We start from the raw sequence: 17,455 nt of genomic DNA, 5'->3' as shown, positions 1-17,455 counted from the left end.
AGATAAATAGCGTGCCTTGCCGCAGCGGGCAAACTGCGCCCGTCCCCTTTTCTCTCTATTCATCATGGCCGAAGCGCCTACTTGATGGTGTACTTGAACTGCCCCTGCTTGCTGGCGCTGACCTTGATTTTCGTGATGGCGGCGCCTTCGGCCATCTTGGCCAGCACCGACTCGGCGATCTCGGGCAGCACGGTGCCGTTGAGGATATTGTCGACATTGCGCGCGCCGGAATCGACTTCGGTGCAGCGCGCCAGCACGGCGTCGACGAGAGCCTCGTCGTGGCTGAATTCGGCCTTGTGGTTGGCCGCGATGCGCCGGGCGATCTTGCCCAGTTTCAGGCCGATGATATTGACCAGCACCTCGTCCGGGATGGGATAGAAGGGAATCACTTTCAAGCGCCCCAGGAAGGCCGGCTTGAAGGTTTTCACCAGCTGCGGGCGGATCTTTTCTTCCAGCTGCTCCGGCGCCGGCAAGTCCGCCGCCGCCACATTCAGGCAGGCCTGCATCAGGATGCCCGAGCCGACGTTCGAGGTCAGGATGATGATGGTGTTTTTAAAGTCGATCTCGCGCCCTTCGGCATCCTCCATCACGCCCTTGTCGAAGACCTGGAAGAATAGTTCGAGCACGTCCGGGTGGGCTTTTTCCACCTCGTCGAGCAGCACCACGCTGTACGGGTTGCGCCGCACCGCCTCGGTCAGCACGCCGCCTTCGCCATAGCCGACATAGCCGGGCGGCGAGCCTTTCAGGCCCGACACGCTGTGCGCTTCCTGGTATTCGCTCATGTTGATGGTGATCAGCTTGCGCTCGCCGCCATACAGCACGTCGGCCAGCGCCAGCGCCGTTTCCGTCTTGCCCACGCCGGACGGGCCGACGAACAGGAATACGCCCTTCGGCTTGTTCGGGTCGTCCAGGTTGGCGCGCGAGGTGCGCACGCGCTGCGCCACCGCCTCGATCGCATGCGACTGGCCCAGCACGCGCTCTTCGAGCATGTCCTTCAGTTTCAACACCGTGCGGATTTCATCCTTGACCATCTTGCCCAGCGGGATGCCGGTCCAGCCGGCGACGATTTCCGCCACCACGTGGCCGTCGACCTGCACCGGCACCATCGGCGTTTCGCCCTGCAGCGCGCGCAGGTCCTTGAGCAAGGCTTGCAGGTCGCCGACCTGGCTGGCGTCCGCCTTCGTGCCGGGCTGGCCGGCGCCGGCGCCGGCGCTTTCCAGGTCCTGGCGTGCCGCCCTGACCTTCCCGCTCAGTGTCTTTTCGTTTTCCCAGCGCGCGGCCAGCGCCGCCTGTTCGCCGGCGGCGGCGCTGCGCTGCGCGCGCAAGTCCTTCAGGCGCAGCGGGTGCTGCCCGCCACTCTTTTCCTCGCGTTCCAGCGCCGCGACTTCGGCGTCGATGCGGTCCAGACTCTTGGCCAGGTTTTCCAGCAGGGCCGGCGTCGCGTTCTGGCCCAGCGCCACCTTGGCGCAGGCCGTATCGAGCACGCTGATGGCCTTGTCGGGCAGCTGCCGGCCCGAGATGTAGCGATGCGACAGCCGTACCGCTTCGGTGATGGCTTCGTCGTAAATGCGCACATTGAAGTGCTGTTCCATCAGGGGCGCCATGCCGCGCAACATGGCGCAGGCCAGTTCCTCGCCCGGCTCCTCGATCTTGACGACCTGGAAACGGCGCGCCAGCGCGGCATCCTTTTCAAAATATTTCTTGTACTCGCCCCAGGTGGTGGCGGCTATCGTGCGCAGCTCGCCGCGCGCCAATGCCGGTTTCAGCAGGTTGGCCGCGTCATTCTGGCCTGCCGTGCCGCCCGCGCCGATCATGGTGTGCGCTTCGTCGATGAACAGGATGATGGCGTGCGGACTTTTCTTGACTTCGTCGATGACGTTTTTCAGGCGGTTCTCGAACTCGCCCTTGACGCTGGCGCCGGCCTGCAGCAGGCCCATGTCCAGCGTATGGATCTCGACGCCCCGCAATACGTCGGGTACGTCGTCCTGCGCGATGCGCAGCGCCAGTCCTTCCACCACGGCCGTCTTGCCCACGCCCGCCTCGCCCGTCAGGATGGGATTATTCTGGCGGCGGCGCATCAGGATGTCGATCGCCTGGCGGATCTCGGCATCGCGCCCGATCACCGGGTCGACCTTGCCGTCGCGCGCGCGCGCCGTCAGGTTGCTGGTGAACTGGTCCAGCGCCGGGGTTTTCGATGCCCCAGCGCGTCCAGCCAGTTCGCCGACGGGGTCTCCGCCTCCCTCGCCGCCCTCCCCCGCCCCGCCATCGGCAAGCGGAGCGCCCGCCGCCTCCTGCGAGCCTTGCGTGATCTTGTCGAGGTGATGTTTCAGGTCGTCGGGCTTGAATTGATTGAACAGCTTCGAGCCGCGGTAGGCCAACTGCGCCAGTTCCGGATCGGTCAGCAGCGCCTGCAGCAGATGGGCGCTGCGGATGCTGGCCTGGCGGCCCGCCTGCGCGTCGAGCGAGGCGATCAGCCAGGCGTTCTCGAACAGCTTCGGCAGCCTGGGCGAAAACACGGGGGTGCGCGCATTGCCGGTCTGCAGGCGCGCCACTTCAGCCTGCAGGTCCGCTTCCAGCATGCTGACGCTGATGCCGCTGTGGCGGGCGATCAGCGCAAAGTCGCTGGCCGGCTGTTCCAGCAGGGCCAGGAACAGATGCTCCAAGTCGACTTCGTATTGTCCGAGGCCGACGCAGATGCCGGCGGCGCGGGTGGCGGCGCTGCGGCTGGTGTCATTGAGCTTGCTGATCAGCGTCTTGAGGTTGATGCTCATGGGGCGATGGTCCTTGTGTGTAAACGGAGCAAGAAAGAAGCGGGTTCATGCCAGCGCATGGAGTTCGTAACGCACATCGCCACGGTCTTGCGCGGCGCCGGCGGTAATCAGGAAACTGTCCCAGCCCAGCCGCCCGCCGCTGCGTGGCTGCGCCAGCGTCACGCCATGCACATCCCCGGCGCGCAACACCAGCTGCACCTCATATTCGAGGCACAGGCCGGTAAACATGGTGAGCATTTTTTCCAGCGCGCGCGCCGCCGCGCCGCCCGGCAAAAAGGCATCGAAATGCACGCGCGCCAGCGGGCCGACTACCAGCCGCATGCGCAAATCGCGCTGCCAGACGCGCGCGCCCACCAGCGCGGTCGAACCCAGCATGGCGTTCATGCCGCCCAGGCTGCTTTGCTGGTCGCGCGGCACGTCGTACCAGCAGCCGACAAACTGGATCACCTTGATGGGCTGGCCAAAATAGGCGGACAATACCTGGCCGATCGCCACCGCCGATGGCGGCCGGTGCCGCATGGCGGCGACAAAAAATCCCACCGACTCGTCGAGGACGCCATCGCCATCGTCGTCCAGGCGCCGGCGCAGCGACGCATGGCCCAGGCCCGCGAGCGACAGCAGCAGCGGCAGGAACTTGTCCTTGCCATCGAGCTGGTACTTGAGTTCCAGGCGGTACTTGCGCCACGCTTCGTAGAACAGCGCCAGCGCGCGGCTGGAAAAAGTGTCGAGGAAGGCGCGCGGTCCTTCGTCCTTGTCGTACAGCTGGTGCGCGGCGATGCGTTCCGTGTAATGGACCGGCAACGCGCCGGCAACGCCGAGAAAACCCATGAAGGCAGGCGTGATGCGCACGTATTTCAGTTCGCCGCGCCGCACGGCCGCCCCCAGCGCCCGCATGTCTCCCGCCAGGGCGCCCAGCTCGCGCGGTTCCGCCTGCACCGCCTCAAGCTGGCTGGGCGCAAAATTGAGCGACAGCGAGTTTTGAAAGCGCAGGAAGTTCGCCACCGCGCCCTCGCTTGCCATGCCATTGCGGGCCAGCCAGAGTTCCAGCATGCGCACCGCCTGGAAGTACTGGAAGCGGTAAGGCTCGGCGAACAGGCGCTCGATTACACTAGGCTCAAATCGCCGCTGCGTGGTTTGCATCGCAACAACTCCTCTCCCGATTTTTTCGACAGCACCACCAGTTGCGTGAAACTGTTGGCATGCACGTACAAGCCGAGAAAACACTCGACGACGTGGGCAAACGCATGGATGCCGCTGCCCACAAAAGCTTCCTCATCGAGCGTCAGCCGCACTTCCAGGCCGCGCACCAGGCAGGCGAAGGGATTGCCGGGCAGCCAGGCGTTGGCCGCCTTGTGCTCGATCGCCGCAATGCCGCTGATCTGCCGCTGCGAGGTGGCCGAGCGGGGCAAGTCATACAGGGTCAGCATTTCCTGGAACGCTGCCAGGCCGCTGCCCGACAGCGACAGATGGTTCAGCGAGAGGTGCGAGATCAGGCGCCAGTGCGCGCCGCGGCCCCGCTCGAAGCGGTGCGACTCGGTCGGCTTGCGCAGGAAGTTGATGCTGCGCACGCTGGATCCGCCTTCCAGGAACAGGTCGCCGCCGCGCAGGCCATACGTGAGTTGTGCCGGCAGGTCACGGTTGGTGCAGCTCAGTTCCAGGCTCAGGGTATCGGTTTCAATCGCGGCCGGATCGAAATCGATGTCGACGATGGAAATCTCCGTCTCGTAGCCGGGGCTTTTTTGACTGATGGCGTCATCGCGCCGCATCACCCAGTAATGGCCATCCCTGGCCGGCGTCTGGCCGTGGCGCAGCGAATAAAACGGGCGAAACTCCGTGATCGACTCGCCTTGCGGCGTCTGGCGCACCAGCTTGACCGACTCGATGGCCTGCACCTCGAAGGCGTAGGCGCGGCGCGCATCGGCCAGTACCGGATAGCTGGCGGCCGTGTGCGTCAGCCGGATCGGCTCGCCGCGCTGGCGGAACAGGTTGACCACGGGGGTGCAGCCGAGCAGCAGGTTATTCGTCGACATGGTGCCCAGCATGCGCGCCGTATTCGAATCGGTGCGCAGGCCGGACAGGGCCAGGTGCAGCGTGAGGCGCCGGCAGCTGGACGGCAGCGGCGCGCACAGGGCGGCCAGGTCGATGTCGAAGAAATTGAATTTCTCGGGAAAGCAGAAGTATTCGGTCAGCAGCCGGTAGGCGGGGTGCGAACGGGCCGAAAACGGGATCAGCGCATCGTCCTCGGCATAGCCGGCCGTACTGACGGGGATCTGCGCCAGCGCGCTCCAGCGTCCGCTGTCGTCCGCTTCCGCATAGGCCTTGACCGTGCGCATGAACAGCGCATCGCGCAGCGCCGCGCAGAACGAAGGCTCGCCGTCGATGAACACGCGCAGCTTGCCGACTCCCAGTTGCGCCAGACTGATCTGGTCGGCGGTCGCTTCGAGGACGATGCTGACACTGGAGGTGGCGCTTGGCGGCAGCTGCACCTGCTCGGGCGCGTCGATGATGGCGGCAAACGCCGCATGCGTCAGCGCCAGCGGCGCCACGGTGACGGGATAAGCGGTGCGGAAGGTGCACGCGACGCCCTTGACGGGGCGTGTCGCCAGTTCGGTCCCACGCGCAATCTCGGTGGCGGCCGTCAGCTGCGCCGCCGCGCCGCCGTAGTCGAGGCGGGCGATCGAACACGAGGGGAACGGCCGCAGGTAATGCGGATACAGCACTTCGAACAGCGCCTCGGTAAATTCCGGATAATCGTCATCGAGGCGTTTCGAGATGCGCGAATTGAGCAGCGCGAATGACTGGATCATGCGCTCGATATGCGGGTCTTCGCACACTTCGCCGCCGATCAGCAGCCGCCCCGCGATCTTGGGGTAGCGCTCGGAAAATTCACGCGAATAGCGGCGCAGGAAACCCAGTTCGCGTTCGTAATACGGCAGTAAGTCTTCCAAGTTCAGGCTCCCTGCGCCGCGCGGCGCGCCTTGCTGATCGTGTAATGCAGGCTGGACGGCTGCAGGATCGCGTCGAAGTTGACAGGTTCCTGGGCCGAATGCACCACCAATAGCGCGGTGATGGCGAAATTGAGACGGTTGATCGAGCCCTCCTGGATTTCCAGCGAAGCGCGCACGCTGCGCAGGCGTGGCTCATGGCGCGCGATGGCTTTTTCCAGGCACTGGCAGATATGCGCGCGGTCGTCGGAACTCGACAAGCTCAGGCCGGCGAAATCATTGAGGCCGTAGGTCACGATCGAGCGTCCGCATTCGGGAAATTTTTTCAGCAGCGCTTCCGGTATCACGGTGCGCGTGTTGAGCAGCGCCTCCAGGTCGCGCGCCACGGTGTCTTTCAAATCTTCCAGCGACAGGCGCGAGACGGTGCTGCTGGAAGCGCCCTGCACAGGCGTGTCCATCAGGCGGTCGAACAATCCCGGCGTAAAACCCTTCATCGGTATCCTGTCGTTGGCAGTAGGAGGAAACATAAGGACGGCCTGCGGCGCCCCTTCGACTCAGCCGCAGCGCTCGCGCAGGCTCGCGCCGGTGCAACCGTCGGCACCCAGCCGGAGCGCTTGCATCCGGCCAGGGCCGCAGCCGGTCAAATCGTCTTGTTGGCCGACAGATCCCAGCCGCCCGAAGTATTGCCGCCGGAGCCGCCACCGACCTTTTGCTGCGTGTATTTCCACTTGACCTTGGAATACTTGATCGACACGTTTTCGCCAAGGATGTCGCCAGCGGCAACGGAGGGCGCCACGCTGCTGATCAGCACGTTTTCCAGCTCGACCTCGAAGTACTTGATGCGCTCGCCCTGCCCGTCGGCGCGCAGGAATTCGAACTTGGCTTTCGGGATCGTTTTACCGGACGAGCAATTTTGCAGCAGCAGCGGCGTGGCCAGGTCGGACAGCTTGGCGACCACAATATCCTTGTGCTCGGTACGTTCGGCGGTATGGCCGCCGCCGGTGGAAGCGGTGGCGGACTTCGGCTGCAGCACTTCCCACTGGACCGACTTACATTCGATCCAGTCTTTATGGGAGGTGTCCGTGGATTCGCCCTTGATGCCATCAATTTGCAAGTAAACGTCGATTGCCATGTCATTCCTTTCGGTTGTTTAGGAAAAATCAGGATTTGGTCGATTGCGGCAGCTCCGCGACCAAACGGAGTGAGACGGACAGCTCGTCGAGCTGGAAATGGGGACGCAGGAAGGAAATGGCGCGGTAGACGCCCGGACGACCCGGCACTTCCGACACCTGCACGGATGCTTCGCGCAGTGGAAACTGGGCCTTCTGCTCCTGGCTGGCGTTATCGTCGAGCAGCACGTATTGCATCAGCCAGCGGTTGAGGAAATCCTCGACGTTGGAGGCGGCGGCAAAGCTGCCGATCTTGTCGCGCATCATTGCCTTCATGTAATGGGCGATGCGCGAGACGGCGAAGATGTATTGCAGCTGCGCCGACAGCACCGCATTCGCATTGGCCGCATCCGTGTTGTACTTCCTGGCCTTCTGCGCCGACTGGGCGCCGAAGAACGCCGCGTAATCCGTATTTTTACAATGCACCAGCGAAATGAAACCCAGGTCGCTCAGCTCTTTTTCACGCCGGTCGGTAATCGCAATCTCGGTCGGGCATTTCAGCGCCACTTCGCCTTCGTCCGTCTTGAAGGTGTGGGTCGGCAAGTCTTCGACCAGGCCGCCGCCTTCCACGCCGCGGATCGCCGCGCACCAGCCGTAATCGTCGAAGGCTGCCGTCAGCTTGGCGCCGAAGGCATAGGCGGCATTGCACCACAGGTATTTCTGGTGGTTGGTGCCATCGACATCCTCGACGAAATTGAAGCCGTCGACGGTGGCGCCATCGGCCGGATTGAACGGCAGCCGCCCCAGGTAGCGGGGCAGCGTGAGGCCGACGTAGCGCGCATCTTCCGATTCGCGGAACGACTTCCACTTCGCGTATTCGACCGTGTCGAACACCTTGGCCAGGTCGCGCGGCTTGCCGAGGTCGGCATAGCTTTCCAGACCGAACAGCTCCGGCGATGCGGCCGAAATGAAGGGAGCGTGGGCGGCGGCGGCCACATGCGACATCTGTTCGAGGAAATACATGTCTTCCGGCTGGCGCGTGAATTCGAAGTCGCCCAGCAGCGCACCGAACGGCGCGCCGCCGAAAGTGCCGAACTCCTCCTCATACACTTTCTTGAACATGGTCGACTGGTCGAATTCCAGCGCGCTCTGGAAATCGCGCACCAGTTCGCGCTTGGTGGCGTTGAGCAGCTTGATCTTCAGGTTGGTGCCGGTGGGCGTGTTGTCGACCAGGTGGTGCAAGCCGGTCCAGCTGCTTTCCAGTTTCTGGAATTCGGGCGCATGCATGATGACGCTGAGCTGGCGCGAAATAAGTCTGTCCAGCTCGGCAACGCGCGCATCGATGGTGGCCGCCAGGTTATCCGACACCACCACGGTGCCCTCCATCACCTGGCTGACCAGTTCGGAAATCAGGTCCTTGGCGCGTGCATGTTCGACGCTGGATTTGGCAACCTTGCTTTGTTCGACGATCTGGTCGAGCAAGCCGATGTCGGTGGTCGCGGCGGCGCCGGACGCGGGGGTCAGTTGAGCGGACATGGGATCAGTCTTTCTTGGCGGTGGATTGTTGTTCCAGCTGGGCCAGCTTTTCCGTACTGTTGAGCACATCGTTGAGGATGTCTTCCAGTTTGTCGTTGCCGGCCAGCTTGTTGCGCAGGTCAGCCAGCTTGGTGCGCGCCTCGAGCAGGCGGCGCAACGGTGCCACCTGCTCCACCACCGCTTCGGGACGGAAGTCGTTGAGCGACTTGAAGCGCAGGTCGACGCGCAACTGGCCGCCTTCAACGCTCAGCTCGTTGGCGACGCCAAACGCGGCGCGCGGCTCGACACCCTTGAGTACCTCGTCGAAATTGTCGCGGTCGATGCCGATGAACTTGCGATCCTTCAGCCGTTTTTGCTCGACTTCGGAATTGCCGCCGAAGTCGCCCACGACGCCCATCACGAAGGGCAATTCCTTGTTTTCAATCGCATCGCCGATTTCAACGTCATACGTCATCTGCACGCGTGGCGGCCGGACCTTTTGCAGGCGTTTTTGAACACTTTCTTTTTTTGACATGACACATCCCTTCACGAGTAATGGGCGGCATCCGCGCTGCCCTTGGTGGATCGCCTTGCTGCCTCAGTTTCACTTCAAGCCATCGAAGGGATTGGCACTGCTGTCCGCAGTCTTGCTCTGTCCCTTGCGCGGCACACGCGCAGGCGGCTTGTCACGCGCCTGCACCGCCGGCGCTGCCGGCACCAGCACGGTTTCGCCCAGGCTTTCGCGCAACAGCTTGGCCAGATCCTGCGATTCGGTGCGCAGCGGGCCGGACAGGTTGTTCTGGCGGCTCAGGTCGGCCAATGCACGGGTCGACAGGCGCAGTCCGCTGATTGCGATGACGCTGTTGGCCAGCTTGTCGGCCGGGTCGCGCACCAGCACCTCCTGCGCATTGATGATGGCGTCGCCGTACTGGCCCGCCTCATAGCGGGTCTGGGCCATGCGCACCCACGGATTCTTATCAGCTGGAAATTCGACCGCGGCTTGTTTCCACAAAACCATGGCAGCTTCGCTGTTGCCCGAAGTGGAAGCCTGCGTCGCCTTCGCCATCAGCTCGTCGAGCGAGGGCGGCGGTGCCACGGCTGTCTTGACCGCAGGCGCGGTGCTACAGGCACTGAGCGTCAATGCGCAGGCGACTGCGGCAAAAACATGGAATGTGAATTGGCGAGACATGGTCTGTTTCCCCTCAAAAAAAATGACGCGGTCATTAAAAAACTTGCAATTTATAGTTGCTAAATTCTTATTTTTTCCGAGACTAACATGGATTTAATATTGACTCCGTTCAATAGAAAATACGCAAAAACTCACTTTCCCATCGGCCGCAGAGGCAGGCGCCATGCGGGAAACGTACTGTACGCACCTTTCTTTCAGATAATGTTAGTGTTGTTGCAGTTGCGAAAAAAGCACATAATTTTCAGGCCAAAAAAAAAGCATGCGCGGCTGCGCCGGCACGATGGCAATCGCACGGCAAAAGAGTCCGGGAGCGGATGCGTTCTCCGCGCTTTTACTTCCTAGGAAAAAGGCGATCGATGAGCATTACAAGCAAATTGTTATGGGGGGAAGGCCTGTTTCTGCGTCCCCAGCACTTCCAGCAGCAAGACCGATACCATGAACATCGCCTGCACGAAAGCATCAAGGCGCTGCATCCCTATGCCTGGGGCGTCAACCACGTGCAGATCGACCGCGATGCGCTGAGCAATAACACGCTGCGGCTGCTGGAACTGTCGCTGGTGTTCCAGGACGGCGAAATCTACCATGCGCCCGGCGCCGATGCGCTGCCCGAGGCCCTGGACCTGAGCAAGCTGCTGCAATCACAGCAAACCGTCACGTTTTATGCCGCCCTGCCCGCCTTCAAGCATTTCGGCGGCAACTTTGCCGCGCCCGACCAGCCCAACAGCGCAGCGCGCTACGGTCAGGCCAACCTGGAAACGCCCGACCTGTACACCCATGCGGCGCAGGCGGAACTGGCCTACCTGCAAAAATCGCTGCGCCTGGTGGCCGAATCGGAAGCGCGCGATTCGTATGTGAATTTTCCCTTGTTGCGCCTGCGGCGCCTGTCGACCGGCGGCTTCGAGCCGGACCCGTCGTTCGTGCCGCCGAGCCTGTCGATCCGCAGCGCCCCGCTGCTGTTCCTGCAACTGCGCCGCCTGATCGATGCGCTGCAGGCAAAGGTCAACGCCCTGTACGGCCATCACCGCGAGCCGAGCAAGAACGTGATCGAATTCCGTTCTGGCGACATGTCCTCGTTCTGGCTGCTGCACACGGCCAGTTCGGCCTTCGCCTCGCTCAGCCATTATTTCCATCATCCGGCGCTGCACCCGGAACGCCTGTACGAGGCGCTGCTGGCGCTGGCCGGCGCGCTGATGACATTCTCGAAAACCCATGCACTGGCCGACCTGCCGGCCTACCAGCACACCGATCCCGGGCCGTCGTTCGCGCGCTTGCACGCGATCATCCGCGAACTGCTCGACACGGTGATCTCGTCAAAATATTTCGCCATCGCGCTCACCGAAGTCAAGCCCTCCTACCATCACGGCAAGCTCGACTCGGGCAAGATCGACGACAAGACCGCGTTTTACCTGGGCGTCTCGGCCGATTTGCCAGGCGTGGAACTGGTGGACGTGGTGCCGCTGCGCTTCAAGATCGGCGCCCCCGACGACGTGGAAAAATTCGTGCTGTCCGCCCTGCCCGGCGTGCGCCTGCAGCATACGCCGCAGGTGCCCGCTGCCGTGCCGGTACGCCCCGATATGTATTACTTCACCATCGAAGCGAAAGGCCAGATGTATGAGCGCATGCTGCAGGCCCAGTCGATTTCGATCTACGTTCCGTCCGGCATGCGCGATCTGAAACTTGAACTTGTCGCCATTACTTCCTGAAGATAAACGATGAATGCACATGCCCCCTCCCTGATGTCCGGCGGCTCCGCCGCTTACGCATCGAGCGTACCGGCCGGCCCAGGCACCGAACACACGCTGACGGACCTGATGTACGACGGTTTCTATGCGCTGTTCATGCTGAAAAACGGCAGCGGCCCGCATGACAATGCCGACTTCATTAAAAAGATGACGCAGTTTCTCGACGAGTTCGGGCATGCGGCGAAAAAACATGCTGCCTCGGCCGATGATATCGATGCCGCGAAGTATGCTTTTTGCGCGGCGGTCGATGAAATCATCCTGCGCTCGCCGTATGCCATCCGCGACGACTGGGCGCGCCGTCCGCTGCAGCTGGTGCTGTTCGGCGATCAACTGGCCGGCGAGAATTTTTTCATCCGTCTCGAAGCGCTGCGCGCGCGCGGCAGCGCGCACCTGCAGGCGCTGGAAGTGTTCCACATGTGCCTGCTGCTCGGCTTCCAGGGGCGGTACATCCTCGAAGGCTCGGAAAAACTGGCCTACCTGACGGCACGCCTGGGTGACGAGATCGCCCAGATGAAGGGCAAGCAAGCCGGCTTTGCGCCCCATGCGGAACGCCCCGACCAGATCGCGCACAAATTACGCAACGACGTGCCGCTGTGGGTGCTGTGCTCGGTATTCGCGCTGATCTGTGCACTGGGCTACCTGGGACTGCGCACCATGCTGGCCAAAAACACCGAAAAGCAGATGAACGCCTATAGCGATATCGTCAAGCTGGCGCCGCGCACGGCCAACCTGACCATCACGTTGCCGTAATGGGCGGCCTGGCGATGACGGACGCTGCCCTGGGAGGGAGCGGCGCCGGCCTGTCCCAGCATGCGCGGCTGATCACGCTGGCCACGGCGCAGGCATCGAACCTGACCGAATCGCTGATGGCCGAGCGGATGACGGGCCGCGAAGCCGTCAACGAACTGTTCCGCTTCGAGGTCGATGCCTTGAGCACGGCGGCGGGCCTGGACCTGGCCAGTTTTCTCGGCGAGGAAATCACGCTCAAGCTGCTGCAGCCCGACGGCAGCTGGCGCGCCTGGCACGGACTGTGCACGGACTGCGGCTTTGCAGGCGCCGACGGCGGCGTGGCGCGCTACCGCTTGCGCCTCGAGCCTGCCCTGGCCTTGCTGGGCTTGCGCCGCGACAGCTATATCTTCCAGGACAAGAACGCGCGCGACCTCATCACGGAACTGCTCGCCGACTATCCGCAGGTGCGTTTCGCCTTCGATGTCAGCCAGGAGCTGGCGCCACGCCCCGTCTGGACCCAATACCGTGAAAGCGACCTGGCCTTCCTGACCCGCGTGCTGGCCTTCGAAGGCCTGAGCTGGCGCTTCGAGCACGAGCAGGAGGATGGCGCGGCGCAAGAAGGCGAACAACAGCACGCACGGCAGGCAAAGCACAAGCTGGTGATTTTCGACAGCAAGGCGGTGCCGCCGCCGACGCCGGGCGTGGCGGGACTGCGCTTTCACGGTGTGCGCGCCAGCGATGGCGATGACGCCATCGACAGCTTCAGCGCGCGGCGCCAAGTGCGCCCCAATGCGGTCGGCATCAGCAGCTGGGACCCCGGGCAACTGGCGGCGCCGGCCGCCGAACACAGCTCGAGCCTGCAGGCGGGCGAGCTGCCGCCCCTGCCCCTGTACGACGGCTCCGGCGAACGGCGCTTTGCCGGCAGCGCGGCGGCCGAGCCGCACGGCCTGCGCATGCTGCAGGCGCTGGAACTGGAGAACAAGCAATTCACGGGCGGTGGCGCGGTGCGGCGCATGGCGGCCGGTCACGCCTTTACCTTGCTGCAGCACGAACACTACGCCGATGGCGCCAACCAGTTCACCGTGCTGTGGGTCGAGCACCAGGCGCGCAACAACCTGGGACCGGCGGGCGGCATGCTGACGACGCTACTGTCGAAACTGTCGGCAGTGGCCAGCCTGGGCGATGTCGGCAGCCTGCCCGATGGCCAGCTCGAGGCCGGCACCTACCGCAATACCTTTGCTTGCGCGCGCGCCAGCGTGGCCATCGTGCCGCGCGCCGCCGCCGCGCGCCAGGCCAGCAGCGCCCTGGGGCCGCAAACGGCGCTGGTGGTGGGCCTGCCCGACAGCGTGGCGACCACCGGCCGCGATCATCAGGTACGCATCCAGTTCGCCTGGCAACGGGGCGCCGCGGCCAATCCCGGCGGCATGGCGCACAACACGGATCAGCAGGGCAACGCGCCCGGCAACGAAGCATCAGGCACCTGGGTGCGCGTGGCCGAAGCCCTGGCCGGCCCCAACTGGGGCTCGCAATTCACGCCGCGCATCGGCACCGAAGTGCTGGTCGACTTCATCGAAGGCGACATGGACCGTCCGCTGGTAGTGGCCCAGCTCTATACCGGCAGCGACGCGCCCCCCTATGCGGCCGGCGTCGGTTCGGACGTGAATCACGCGGGCGTCATTTCCGGCATCCACAGCCACAATTTCGATGGCGGCGGCTATAACCAGTGGGTGATCGACGACACGCCGGGCCAGTTGCGCACCCGCCTGGCGACGAGCAGCGCGGCCACGCAGCTCAATCTCGGCTACCTGATACAGCAGGGCGCCAGCGCGGCCCAGCGCGGCAGTTACCGCGGCAGCGGCTTCGAACTGCGCACCGATGCCTGGGCCGTGCTGCGCGGCGGCGAAGGCGTGCTCCTCTCGACCACCGCCCGCGCACAGACGGGCGCGGGAGTGGCCTCCACGCAACTCGACACCGCGGAGGCGCTGGCCCAGCTGAAAGGCGCGGCCGAACTGAGCAAATCGTTGTCCGAGGCCGCGCAGCAACAAACCGCGCTGTTCAGCCAGGACGCGAAACAGGCCCAGCTGGACCTGATCAAGCAGATCGATCCCCAGCAGGAGGGCAAATACAGCGCCAACGTGGGCGGGCAAGAGGCGCTGAAGGCCTCCACAGGCGAGCGCAAGCTGGCCGCCGACCAGCCGGTGGAAAAATTCGGCCAGCCGCTCGTGCTGATGGAAGCGCCGGCCAGCATCAACTGGGCCACGCCAGGCTCGACCGTCATGTTCGCCGCCCAGCAGCTGCAATGGACCACGCAATCTGACCTGCACATGACGGCCGGCCACACCTATTCATCCGTATCGGCCTATGCGCATGGGTTGTTTACCCACGCCGGCGGCATCCAGGCGATCGCCGCCAACGGTCCCGTATCGCTGCAGGCGCATACGGGACAACTGGAAATCCTGGCCGACAAGGCCATTACCGTGATCTCCGTCAACGACAGCATCGACATCAAGGCCAACCAGAAGATCACGCTGCAGGCCGGGCAATCGTCGATCACGCTCGAAGGCGGCAATATCACGTTCACGTGCCCCGGCCACTTCACGGTCAAGGGCGGCCAGCATGTGTTCAACGGCGGCGCCAGCGCGGCCGGCGCGTTGCCGCCGCTGCCGGACACGCGCATCAAGCTGTTCGACGAGGGCTTCGTGCTGAAGGACCGCGATACGGGCGAGCTGATGCCGCGCCAGCCTTACCGCATCAAGCGCGAAGACGGCAGCTATGAGAGCGGCATGACCGATGAAAAAGGCTTGACGCATGTGATTGCGGCAGCGGCCACCGAGGCGCTGGTGATCGAACTGCTGAAAGCGGCGGGCGGCCAGGGTGCGGCATCGGCGCCGGCATCCGCTCCCGCTCCCGCACCCGCACCGGCCCCGGTGCCAGGGTCGCCAGGGCAGCCGGCAGCCAGGACCAGCACCCCGCCGGAACCGAAATACAAGCCGGCAGGCGATTCCAGCACCACGCCGGTGGACAACAAGCGCCGCAAGGAAGTGCTGGTCAAGCTGCCGGCCTGCTGGATCGAGGACTACGAAAAGGAAATCGCCGTTCCCTCTTATGGCCGCTATGCCCAGCCTTTCCAACACGACGGCACGCCGCACAAATACAAGGACAAGATCTGGTTCAAGCTGTACGTGCCGGCGAAATCGGACCGTCCGGTGGTGGTGGAAGTGCGTTTCAAGGCCATCACGGTACTGGATGCCGCAGGACAGGCGCTGGAAGAGAGCGACAAGGGCACGGAATCGGCGGCGCTGCGCGTCAAGCAGCGCGCCAACGTGGTGGCGCTGGCGCAGAAAAACGCGACGGCCGGTATCGAAGGCAACTGGAACAACAAGTTCCGGCTCGAAATCAATGATCCGCAATGCGGACAAAAAGTGTTGCCTGTGGTGTTCCGCGTCCTCTGGGTCGACAGCAAGCAGCACTACACGCTGCAGATCCACAAGCGCTATGACCGCGAAAACGTTACCGGCGACGTCATGAACGTGTCGCTGGCAACGGCACTGACCACGTATGCGCATGAATTCGGGCATTGTGTCGGCATGCCCGACGAATACTCGTACACGGAGTTCGAAGAAACGGTACGCTATTTCAAGCCGGATGGCACGCTCGACGAACCGATCGTCTGCCACGTCAACGGCACCTCGCCGCAAGACCTGACGCAATCGATCATGTCGTATGCAGAAGGCGCGCGGATCCTGAAACGCCACGGCTGGAATATCGCGATTGAAGCGCAGGAATTGCTGAGCAAAAAAATTGGCAGGAAAATACGATGCGATATTGTCTGACCCTGCTTATCTATGCCATGCTGATGGCTCTACCCGTGAAAGCAAACAACATGACGAGCACCTACGCGCCCCTCTCCATCTCCCTGCAATGCCTGGGCAACGCTGGCTGCGCCTATCAGCGCAAGCCGATCGACGTGCTGGTCACCATCCGCAACGATGGCAGCCGCGATATCGGCTTTCCGCTCGACTACCTGCGCAAGTCGGGCCCGATCGTCAAAGTCATCGATACCGATACCGGCGCCGTCACCTACGCCCGCCGCGGCCTGGCCAATCCGGCGCTGAAAACCCAATTCACCACGATTGCGCCAGGCGACTCGATTTCCATGGAAATCGATGTGCATCCAGCCGACATTGAAACGTTTCGCATCAAAAAAGTCGATATCAGCGTGGAGATAATATTGAAGGGCGACATACGCATCGATGGCGAAACGCAGTTGCAGGACTACCAGGGCGGCGCGAAGATCCGCATCATTGAAAAAGACGAGTAAGCCTGCGCCGGCGCGGATGGCGCCGCACTGCATCCGCGCCTGCCGGCAAGAACAAGCACAAGCGCCGACGCCACTGAAAGAATATCGCCGTGCGGCCACATGCTGCCCGGCCGCGGCAGATGTCCCGCGGCGCACGTCAGGATTGGCTGTTCCCCGGCTCACTCAGGAGGCGTACAGGCATGTCGCGTGTGAGCAAAGGCGCGATGAACGGCATTATGGAGTGCCACAAACCGCTATCAATCCAGCAAGAACGCCGCTCAACCTCGCGCAAGTCGGATAAATACCACTTGAAAATTACACCCATAAAAAAAGGCTATGTCACCGTCAGATGTGGGAATGCGCCCAATGTTGCTTTCAATAACGTTTCTGGTGAGCGGATGCGTCTGGCGTCGAGTATCCAGCGCCATCCCAGGTAGTTTGGCAGATAGCGCGTCGCCACGCCGTGAAACGGCCTTAACCATTCGCGCAGGCGGCTGTGATACGCATTGACGTTCTGCACGTGGGCGGCCCCGCCCACGCGGATGCCGGCGCGCAAGTTGACGGCCTGATGACTGAGGCCCGCTTCCATGGCAAACGCCCGGTAGGCGGCATGGCCGTCCGTGACCAGCAGAACATCCTTGTCGATGACGGGCAACAAATAACGGTGCAGCTGCGCCTTCGTCAGTTGCCCTTTGCCCGTGACGAAATCGAGGGTCTGGCCCGTGCGGTCGCGCGCCACCAGGATGCAGACTTGCTCGTTCGATATGCCGCGCCGCTGCGCATGGCCCCCCCGGCGGCGGGCTGGACGCGTCATTTGTCGCGCCCCTTTTTCCGATTCCAGCACATATAGCTCGTCGGCCTCGGCGATGCCATGCAGGCCATGCGGCCGGTCCGTTTTTGCCAGGGCTAAAAAACGGTGGCGCCAGCGGAAACTGGTGTTGCGGTGCACGCCCAATTGGCTGGCTGCCTGGCGTACCGAGCGGGAATCGAGCAGACAGTCGGCATAACCGAGCCACAGCGATTTATGGCGCAGGCGAGCCAGTGGCGTGCCGGTGAGCGCATTGAAGGTGCGCCCGCAGGGCACGCAGCGGTAGCGCTGCAGGCCGTGCGCATGGCCATGCCGATGCAGATGGGGCGAGTGGCAGGCGGGACAGG

14 protein-coding genes are annotated in these 17,455 nt (G+C 63.3%); 5 read left to right on the top strand and 9 right to left on the bottom strand.

What is annotated here, in order from left to right; genetic code table 11:
* Positions 1-77: 77 nt before the first annotated feature.
* The 8 genes from tssH to ACZ92H_RS14070 all read right to left on the bottom strand — a co-directional run bounded on the left by tssH (position 78) and on the right by ACZ92H_RS14070 (position 9,298).
* Positions 78-2,771, bottom strand: coding sequence for a type VI secretion system ATPase TssH (tssH, locus tag ACZ92H_RS14105; RefSeq protein ID WP_465049837.1), 2,694 nt, complete (start codon positions 2,769-2,771; stop codon positions 78-80).
* Positions 2,772-2,816: 45 nt separating this feature from the next.
* Entirely contained in the window at positions 2,817-3,911 is a 1,095-nt protein-coding gene (gene tssG, locus ACZ92H_RS14100; protein WP_465049836.1) for a type VI secretion system baseplate subunit TssG, read from the bottom strand.
* The gene (gene tssF, locus ACZ92H_RS14095; RefSeq protein ID WP_465049835.1) at positions 3,875-5,719 is read right to left on the bottom strand and encodes a type VI secretion system baseplate subunit TssF; all 1,845 of its coding nucleotides are present in this window, start codon (positions 5,717-5,719) and stop codon (positions 3,875-3,877) included. Before tssF ends, tssG begins: the two co-directional genes overlap by 37 nt.
* Positions 5,720-5,721: 2 nt before the next feature.
* Positions 5,722-6,210, bottom strand: a complete 489-nt coding sequence (gene tssE, locus ACZ92H_RS14090) for a type VI secretion system baseplate subunit TssE (RefSeq protein ID WP_465050053.1) — start codon at positions 6,208-6,210, stop codon at positions 5,722-5,724.
* A gap of 146 nt (positions 6,211-6,356) precedes the next feature.
* Complete coding sequence (locus ACZ92H_RS14085; protein ID WP_131368869.1) at positions 6,357-6,848, bottom strand: Hcp family type VI secretion system effector; 492 nt, start codon at positions 6,846-6,848, stop codon at positions 6,357-6,359.
* Positions 6,849-6,876: 28 nt separating this feature from the next.
* Positions 6,877-8,361: a type VI secretion system contractile sheath large subunit gene (gene tssC / locus ACZ92H_RS14080; RefSeq protein ID WP_465049834.1), complete on the bottom strand. Its 1,485-nt coding sequence runs from the start codon at positions 8,359-8,361 to the stop codon at positions 6,877-6,879.
* 4 nt (positions 8,362-8,365) lie between these two features.
* Positions 8,366-8,875 carry a type VI secretion system contractile sheath small subunit gene (tssB, locus tag ACZ92H_RS14075; RefSeq protein ID WP_465049833.1) on the bottom strand — a complete coding sequence of 170 codons (510 nt, stop codon included), beginning with the start codon at positions 8,873-8,875 and terminating at the stop codon, positions 8,366-8,368.
* A gap of 69 nt (positions 8,876-8,944) precedes the next feature.
* Positions 8,945-9,298, bottom strand: coding sequence for a hypothetical protein (locus tag ACZ92H_RS14070; RefSeq protein WP_465049832.1), 354 nt, complete (start codon positions 9,296-9,298; stop codon positions 8,945-8,947).
* Between the two features lie 58 nt (positions 9,299-9,356).
* Between ACZ92H_RS14070 and ACZ92H_RS14065 the strand changes: the two genes are divergently transcribed.
* The 5 genes from ACZ92H_RS14065 (at position 9,357) to ACZ92H_RS14045 (ending at position 16,321) form a co-directional block, all read left to right on the top strand.
* Positions 9,357-9,626, top strand: a complete 270-nt coding sequence (locus ACZ92H_RS14065) for a hypothetical protein (protein WP_465049831.1) — start codon at positions 9,357-9,359, stop codon at positions 9,624-9,626.
* Positions 9,627-9,885: 259 nt separating this feature from the next.
* Positions 9,886-11,232 (top strand): type VI secretion system baseplate subunit TssK, encoded by a 1,347-nt coding sequence (gene tssK / locus ACZ92H_RS14060; protein WP_131368866.1) that lies wholly within the window; start codon positions 9,886-9,888, stop codon positions 11,230-11,232.
* 9 nt (positions 11,233-11,241) lie between these two features.
* On the top strand, positions 11,242-12,021 hold the full coding sequence (gene icmH, locus ACZ92H_RS14055; protein WP_131368865.1) for a type IVB secretion system protein IcmH/DotU: 780 nt from the start codon (positions 11,242-11,244) through the stop codon (positions 12,019-12,021).
* Positions 12,022-12,035: 14 nt separating this feature from the next.
* Complete coding sequence (locus tag ACZ92H_RS14050) at positions 12,036-15,833, top strand: type VI secretion system Vgr family protein (RefSeq protein ID WP_465049830.1); 3,798 nt, start codon at positions 12,036-12,038, stop codon at positions 15,831-15,833.
* A gap of 50 nt (positions 15,834-15,883) precedes the next feature.
* Entirely contained in the window at positions 15,884-16,321 is a 438-nt protein-coding gene (locus ACZ92H_RS14045; RefSeq protein WP_465049829.1) for a hypothetical protein, read from the top strand.
* 313 nt (positions 16,322-16,634) lie between these two features.
* On the opposite strand, the gene ACZ92H_RS14040 is transcribed toward ACZ92H_RS14045, so the two are convergent.
* Positions 16,635-17,455: IS1595 family transposase (locus tag ACZ92H_RS14040; protein WP_465052359.1), on the bottom strand; the 821-nt coding region annotated here is incomplete at its 5' end.

The sequence above is a fragment of the Janthinobacterium foliorum genome (genome assembly GCF_978021625.1).
This window is presented reverse-complemented; position numbering and strand designations above follow the sequence as displayed.

Excerpts from the sequence above, each read along its gene's own strand:
- tssH (WP_465049837.1), bottom strand. The coding sequence starts at position 2,771 with ATGAGCATCAACCTCAAGACGCTGATCAGCAAGCTCAATGACACCAGC.
- tssG (WP_465049836.1), bottom strand. The coding sequence starts at position 3,911 with ATGCAAACCACGCAGCGGCGATTTGAGCCTAGTGTAATCGAGCGCCTG.
- tssE (WP_465050053.1), bottom strand. The coding sequence starts at position 6,210 with ATGAAGGGTTTTACGCCGGGATTGTTCGACCGCCTGATGGACACGCCT.
- ACZ92H_RS14085 (WP_131368869.1), bottom strand. The coding sequence starts at position 6,848 with ATGGCAATCGACGTTTACTTGCAAATTGATGGCATCAAGGGCGAATCC.
- tssC (WP_465049834.1), bottom strand. The coding sequence starts at position 8,361 with ATGTCCGCTCAACTGACCCCCGCGTCCGGCGCCGCCGCGACCACCGAC.
- tssB (WP_465049833.1), bottom strand. The coding sequence starts at position 8,875 with ATGTCAAAAAAAGAAAGTGTTCAAAAACGCCTGCAAAAGGTCCGGCCG.
- ACZ92H_RS14070 (WP_465049832.1), bottom strand. The coding sequence starts at position 9,298 with ATGGCCCAGACCCGCTATGAGGCGGGCCAGTACGGCGACGCCATCATC.
- ACZ92H_RS14065 (WP_465049831.1), top strand. The coding sequence starts at position 9,357 with ATGGCAGCTTCGCTGTTGCCCGAAGTGGAAGCCTGCGTCGCCTTCGCC.
- tssK (WP_131368866.1), top strand. The coding sequence starts at position 9,886 with ATGAGCATTACAAGCAAATTGTTATGGGGGGAAGGCCTGTTTCTGCGT.
- icmH (WP_131368865.1), top strand. The coding sequence starts at position 11,242 with ATGAATGCACATGCCCCCTCCCTGATGTCCGGCGGCTCCGCCGCTTAC.
- ACZ92H_RS14050 (WP_465049830.1), top strand. The coding sequence starts at position 12,036 with ATGACGGACGCTGCCCTGGGAGGGAGCGGCGCCGGCCTGTCCCAGCAT.
- ACZ92H_RS14045 (WP_465049829.1), top strand. The coding sequence starts at position 15,884 with ATGACGAGCACCTACGCGCCCCTCTCCATCTCCCTGCAATGCCTGGGC.